The following is a 6,000-nucleotide window of genomic DNA, read 5'->3' as shown; positions in this document are numbered from 1 at the left end:
ACGCTGTTGAGTTCTCAAGGAACGGACGCTTCCTTTGTACTCACCCTCTCGGGCTTTCCTCCGGGCGCTTCCCTTCGGTCTTACTGTTCTACTGTTGTGCTTGTCTCGCTGTCTTGCGTTTCCGACTCTATCAGACCGTTTCCGGTTCCGATTTCCTCGGTGCTTTCCAGGTTTTCGCTTTTGCGTTTCCCTTTCCGGCGAGTCCGACTCTATCAGATCCTTTCGGGCCTGACTCCCAGTCAACCGGGTTTGTCTTTGCGGCTGTTGGGCCGTTCCGACGTCCAAAACTTTAGCGGATCCTGTCGGCAGTTCCTAATCGGAGCCGCCGGCCCCAAATCGAAATTAATTCGGGCACGCCGAATTGAATCCCGTTGGGAGATCGAGCTGGTGGTTTGGTGTGCCGCATCCGCGGCGGAGGTGCTGTCGCAGAACCGTTACGGCTCCGTGGCAACTCGAAGAACCTTACGGATCTGCGAGGGGAGTGTCAAGTCTCCCCCTGGTGGCCACCCGGCAAACCCTCAACTCGGCCTGAGCAAGCCTCAGTCGAGGTCGGTGAGCCGGCCGCCGGCGTCCGGCTGTGCGTCCTCCACGCGCCGCAGCAGCCTGGTCAGCACGTCTTCCAGGGCGCCGCGCTCCGCCTGCGAGAGGTCCTGGAGCAGGTCCTCCTCGAAGACGGTGGCGAGGCGCATGGCCTCAAGCCACTTGTCCCGGCCCTCGTTCGTGAGTTCCACGATCACGCGGACCCGGTTGGACTCGTCGCGCTCCCTGGTGACGAGACCCTCCCCCACCATCCGGTCGATCCGGTGGGTCATGGCCGCCGGGGTGAGACCGAGCCTCTTCGCCAGGTCGCTGGGGCCCAGGCAGTACGGCGCTCCCGACAGCACGAGCGCCTTGAGGACCTCCCACTCGGCGTTGCTGATGCCGAGAGCGGCGGTCTGGCGGCCGTACGCGACGTTCATACGGCGGTTGAGGCGGCCGAGGGCCGAGACGATCTTCTCGACCTGGGGGTCGAGGTCCCGGAACTCGCGCTGGTAGGCGGCGATCTGCTCGTCCAGCGTCGGCTCGTTCGCGGCGGGGGTGTCACCCATGGCCGCAGTATGGCACGCACCCGCTTGGCGTTGAAGTCCTTCGAGATGTATTGTTTAGATCCTAACTTTAGCTTCGAAGTCTTCACTCCTAACTCCTGAGGCAGGCGTAAGACTTCTCGATCAAGGCAGGTGAAAGTGACCAGGGCGATGGGCGCGGAGATGCGCCGGATCCATGTGGGCAACGCACTCAGCGCGTTCGGCCTCGGCTTCACCGTCCCGTATCTGTACGTCTACGTGGCGCAGGTACGGGATCTCGGTGCCATGACGGCGGGTCTCGTGCTCGCCGTCTTCGCCGTGGCGGCGCTCGTGGTGCTGCCGTTCGCGGGGCGGGCCATCGTCCGGCGGGGGCCGATGCCCGTGCTGCTCCTCGCCCTGGTCACCGCCGCCGTCGGCTCGCTGAGTCTGGGGCTGGCGAGCACTTCCACGACCGTACTGATGTCGGCTGCCGCGCTCGGTGCCGGGCAGGCCGTGATGCAGCCCGCGCTGGCGACGATGATCGTCGACGTCTCGACCACCGAAACCCGTTCGCGCGCCTTCGCCACCCAGTTCTTCCTGCAGAACCTCGGCCTCGGGGTCGGCGGGCTCATCGGCGGTCACCTCGTCGACGCCTCACGGGCCGGCTCGTTCACGCTGCTGTTCGCGATCGAGGCGGCGATGTTCCTGCTGCTCGTGGTGGTGATGGCGACCGTACGGATGCCGCGGGCGCCCGAGGTCGCGGATGCGCCGGGGCGGGCCAGGGGCAGCTGGAAGCAGCTGCTCGGCAACCGGGCCATGGTGCAGCTGTGCGTGGTGGGCTTCGTGCTGTTCTTCGCCTGCTACGGGCAGTTCGAGTCGGGCTTGAGCGCGTACGGCGTCGAGGCGGCCGGTATCTCCACCTCGGCGCTCGGGACGGCGCTCGCCGCGAACACGGCGATGATCGTCGTCGCGCAGTTCGCCGTGCTGAAGTTCGTCGAGCGGCGCAAGCGGTCCCGGGTCATCGGCGCGGTGGGGCTGATCTGGGCTCTCGCCTGGGTCATCGCCGGGTACGCGGGTCTCGGGCACGGCAGCCAGACCATGGCGACGGCCGCGTTCGTGTCGACGTACGCACTGTTCGGGCTCGGGGAGGCGATGCTGTCGCCGACCGTGGCGCCGCTGGTCGCGGATCTGGCGCCGAGCGGGCTGGCCGGTCAGTACAACTCGGCCTTCGCCCTGGTGAAGCAGCTGGCCCTCGCGGTCGGTCCGGCGGTGGGCGGCCCCATGGGTGCCTCGCTGCACGCCCCGTACATCGTGACGTTCCTGGTGTTCTCGCTGGGGATCACGTTTCTGGCGGTGCGGCTGGGGCGGCAGCTCACTCCTGTACAGAACCAGCCCTCGCTCGCGAAGAGCCGGGTCGTGGTGCGGGGCGGGGCCTCGACGGAGTCGGTGCAGACCGCGGCCTGAGCAGGGCCACCGCGGACGACGGGCTTCCGGGTCAGGTGGTGCGGGGGAGTGCGAACTCGCACCACACCGCCTTGCCGCCGCCCGGGGCACGTCGGGAGCCCCAGTTCGAGGCGATGGTGGCGACGATCGCGATGCCGCGGCCCGACTCGTCGGCCGGCTCTGCGCGGCGGCGGCGCGGCAGGTGGTCGTCGCCGTCGGTGACCTCCACGATCAGCCGGCGGTCGGTGCGGCGGAGTCTCAGACGCATCGGCGGGGTGCCGTGCTGAAGGGAGTTCGCGACGAGTTCGCTGGCGGCGAGCACCCCGAGGTCGTGCAGATCGGGTGCGAAGCGCCAGCTGGTGAGGACGCCGGAGGCGAAGGCACGCGCGCGTGGGGCCGCTTCCGTGCCGCCGAGCAGTTCCAGGGCCGCGTTGCGGAAGAGGTCGCCGTCGGGACCCGTACGCGCCGGGTGCTGGAGGACCAGGACGGCGACGTCGTCGTCGTGCTCGGCCGTCACGCCCATCGAGCGGACCAGGCGGTCGCAGACCACCTGGGGTGTGCCCGTGGCGCCGGCGAGTGCGCCCTCCAGGGAGGCGATTCCCTCGTCGAGGTCCGCGTCCCGGCGCTCGACCAGGCCGTCCGTGTAGAGGACGGCGGTGGAGCCGGGGCCCAGCGGCACCGATCCGGAGGCGTGCATCCAGCCGCCCGTGCCGAGCGGGGGTCCGGTGGGTTCGTCGGCGCGGTGGACGGTGCCGCTCTCGTCGCGGACGAGGATCGGGAGGTGGCCGGCGGACGCGTACACCAGCCGTCCCTCGTTCGGGTCGTGGACCGCGTACACGCAGGTGGCGATCTGGTTGGCGTCGATCTCCATGGCCAGGCCGTCGAGGAGCTGGAGCACCTCGTGCGGGGGCAGGTCCAGGCGTGCGTACGCGCGGACCGCCGTGCGGAGCTGGCCCATGACGGCCGCCGCGCGGATCCCGCGGCCCATCACGTCGCCGATGACGAGGGCGGTGCGCCCGCCGCCGAGGGTGATCACGTCGTACCAGTCGCCGCCGACCGCGGCCTCAGTGCCGCCGGGGTGGTAGGTCGCGGCGACGCGCAGGTCGTCCGGCTCCTCCAGTTCCTGCGGGAGCAGGGAGCGCTGGAGGGTGACGGCGGTCTCGCGCTGCCTGCGCTCGCTGGCCCGCAGCCGCTCGGCGGCCTCGGCGTGGTCGGTGACGTCCGCCGCGAAGATCAGTACACCGCCTCCGTCCGGGGTGGCCGAGACCTCGACGGGGGTGCACGTGAACGTGTACGAGCGGCCGCCGGGGACCTTGCGGGACTTGACCGTGCGCGGCTTGGAGCTGCGCAGGACCTGGTCCAGGAGCGGCAGGAGGCCGATCTCGGCCAGCTCGGGCAGCGCCTCGCGCGCGGGGTCGCCGGACGGGCGGACCCCGAAGGCCGTCACATAGGCGTCGTTCACGTACGCGAGGCGGTGGTCGGGGCCGTGGACGAGTGCGACGAGGGCCGGGATGCGGTCCAGGACCTCACGGACCGGCAGCTCGTCCACCGCGGGGGCGAGCGCGAGGGAGGTCCCCTCGGCGGTCGGCCGCTCGGCGCGTGCCGCGGGCACGGAGCTCTCCGAGGGGAGTGCCGTGGGCAGTCCGTCGGCCCGCGCCGCCGCGCGGCGCTGCGTTCCGGGGAGTCGGGCGCTCCAGCGCGTGAAGTTCACTGTGGGACAGGCCTCGTGGGATCGAAGGGCGAGCGGTCGGCCCGCCCATGGTCGTGATGGACCAGTGTGTCCGACGGGACCGACATTCGTCAGACGCCGGTCCCGCGGGCGAAGTTCCTGACTCCGGTCAGGACGACCCCTTCGGGTGGTCCTGGGGAGGCTTTCCACCGGCCGCGAGTTCGAACTCCGCGCGGGGGTGTTCGAGCGAACCGAGAGAGACGATCTCCCTCTTGAAGAGGCCCGACAGGGTCCATTCGGCGAGCACGCGGGCTTTTCGGTTGAAGGTGGGCACCCGGCTCAGGTGGTAGACGCGGTGCATGAACCAGGCAGGGTATCCCTTCAGCTTGCGCCCGTAGACGTACGCGACACCCTTGTGCAGCCCCAGGGAGGCGACGGAACCCACATACGTGTGGGAGTACGTCTCCAGTGGCTCGCCGCGCAGGGAGTGGGCGATGTTGTCGCCGAGGACCTTGGCCTGGCGGACCGCGTGCTGGGCGTTGGGGGCCGTCTCCGTGCCGGGCCCGGACGCGGTCACGTCGGGCACGGCGGCGGCGTCGCCCGCGGCCCACGCGTGCGTGGTGCCGTCCACGGTCAGCTCGGCGGTGCACCTCAGCCGGCCGCGTTCGTTCAGCGGCAGATCGGTGGCCGCGAGGATCGGGTGGGGCTTCACGCCCGCCGTCCACACGACCGTGCGGGTCGGGAAGCGGGCCCCGTCGCTGAGGACGGCGACACGGTCGGTGCACGAGTCGAGCCGGGTCCGCAGGCGTACGTCGATGTTGCGGCGGCGCAGCTGGGTGACGGTGTACTTGCCCATCTCCTCGCCCACCTCGGGGAGGATACGGTCCGAGGCCTCGACGAGGATCCACTTCATGTCGTCGGCCTTGACGTTGTGGTAGTAGCGGGAGGCGTACCGGGCCATGTCCTCCAGCTCGCCGAGCGCCTCCACTCCGGCGTACCCGCCTCCTACGAAGACGAAGGTCAGGGCGGCGTCGCGGATCGCGGGGTCGCGGGTCGAGGAGGCGATGTCCATCTGCTCGATGACGTGGTTGCGCAGACCGATGGCCTCCTCGACGGTCTTGAAACCGATGGCGAACTCGGCGAGACCGGGGATCGGCAGGGTGCGCGACACGGAGCCGGGGGCCAGCACCAGTTCGTCGTACGAGAGCTGGTCGGGGCCCGTGCCCTCCTCCTCGGTGGCGAGGGTCGCGACGGTCGCGGTGCGCTTGGCGTGGTCGATCGACGTGGCCTCGCCGATGACGACGCGGCACCGGTCGAGGACACGGCGCAGGGGTACGACGACATGGCGCGGCGAGATGGAGCCCGCGGCCGCCTCCGGCAGGAAGGGCTGATAGGTCATGTACGGGTCGGGAGTGACCACGGTGATCTCCACGTCCCCCCGTTTCAGCTCCTGTTTGAGCTTCTGCTGGAGACGCAGGGCGGTGTACATCCCGACGTAGCCGCCGCCGACAACGAGAATGCGCGCACGTTCCTTCACTCACCCATGACGCACCGGCTCCGGGCGTTTGTCCACAGGCCCGTCAATTTGTGTGACCGGCCGCCGAAGACGCGCGGAGCGGGCCGTTTCACCGGAGCGCGGGGAAGGTCCGCAGGTCAGCGGGTGTGAGCGGGGTGGCATTAGGGGGCGCAACCGGGACGTAACCGGCCCGTACTCCGATCGGGGGGCGCTCCGTGCGGAACCTCCCCCTTCTGAATTGACTCCGCCTCAACTATGTTCGTGTGTCATCGGGGTGTAGGGGGATGCGCTCGACGGGTCCGTACGGCGGGGCCCACGGCGAAGGTTGT

Annotated in this window: 4 protein-coding genes; 1 reads left to right on the top strand and 3 read right to left on the bottom strand. The window is 69.8% G+C overall.

Going from position 1 to position 6,000, the window contains the following annotated elements:
• Positions 1–539: 539 nt before the first annotated feature.
• The gene (locus C6Y14_RS33340; RefSeq protein ID WP_107020596.1) at positions 540–1,088 is read right to left on the bottom strand and encodes a MarR family winged helix-turn-helix transcriptional regulator; all 549 of its coding nucleotides are present in this window, start codon (positions 1,086–1,088) and stop codon (positions 540–542) included.
• 147 nt (positions 1,089–1,235) lie between these two features.
• Here C6Y14_RS33340 and C6Y14_RS33335 point away from each other — a divergent pair, with 147 nt between their 5' ends.
• A complete protein-coding gene (locus C6Y14_RS33335) occupies positions 1,236–2,507 on the top strand; it encodes an MFS transporter (protein ID WP_107020595.1) in 1,272 nt (423 codons plus the stop codon).
• A 31-nt stretch (positions 2,508–2,538) separates the two neighbouring features.
• Here C6Y14_RS33335 and C6Y14_RS33330 read toward each other — a convergent pair whose 3' ends face one another.
• The gene (locus C6Y14_RS33330; protein WP_107020594.1) at positions 2,539–4,197 is read right to left on the bottom strand and encodes an ATP-binding SpoIIE family protein phosphatase; all 1,659 of its coding nucleotides are present in this window, start codon (positions 4,195–4,197) and stop codon (positions 2,539–2,541) included.
• A gap of 127 nt (positions 4,198–4,324) precedes the next feature.
• Positions 4,325–5,692: an NAD(P)/FAD-dependent oxidoreductase gene (locus C6Y14_RS33325; protein ID WP_107020593.1), complete on the bottom strand. Its 1,368-nt coding sequence runs from the start codon at positions 5,690–5,692 to the stop codon at positions 4,325–4,327.
• Positions 5,693–6,000 lie beyond the last annotated feature (308 nt).

This window comes from Streptomyces dioscori, from assembly GCF_003024195.1.
In the GTDB taxonomy this organism is placed as follows: Bacteria; Actinomycetota; Actinomycetes; order Streptomycetales; family Streptomycetaceae; genus Streptomyces; species Streptomyces dioscori.
This window is presented reverse-complemented; position numbering and strand designations above follow the sequence as displayed.

Bases quoted from the DNA above. Each gene is read 5' to 3' on its own strand.
- C6Y14_RS33335 (WP_107020595.1), top strand. From the start codon at position 1,236: ATGGGCGCGGAGATGCGCCGGATCCATGTGGGCAACGCACTCAGCGCG.
- C6Y14_RS33340 (WP_107020596.1), bottom strand. From the start codon at position 1,088: ATGGGTGACACCCCCGCCGCGAACGAGCCGACGCTGGACGAGCAGATC.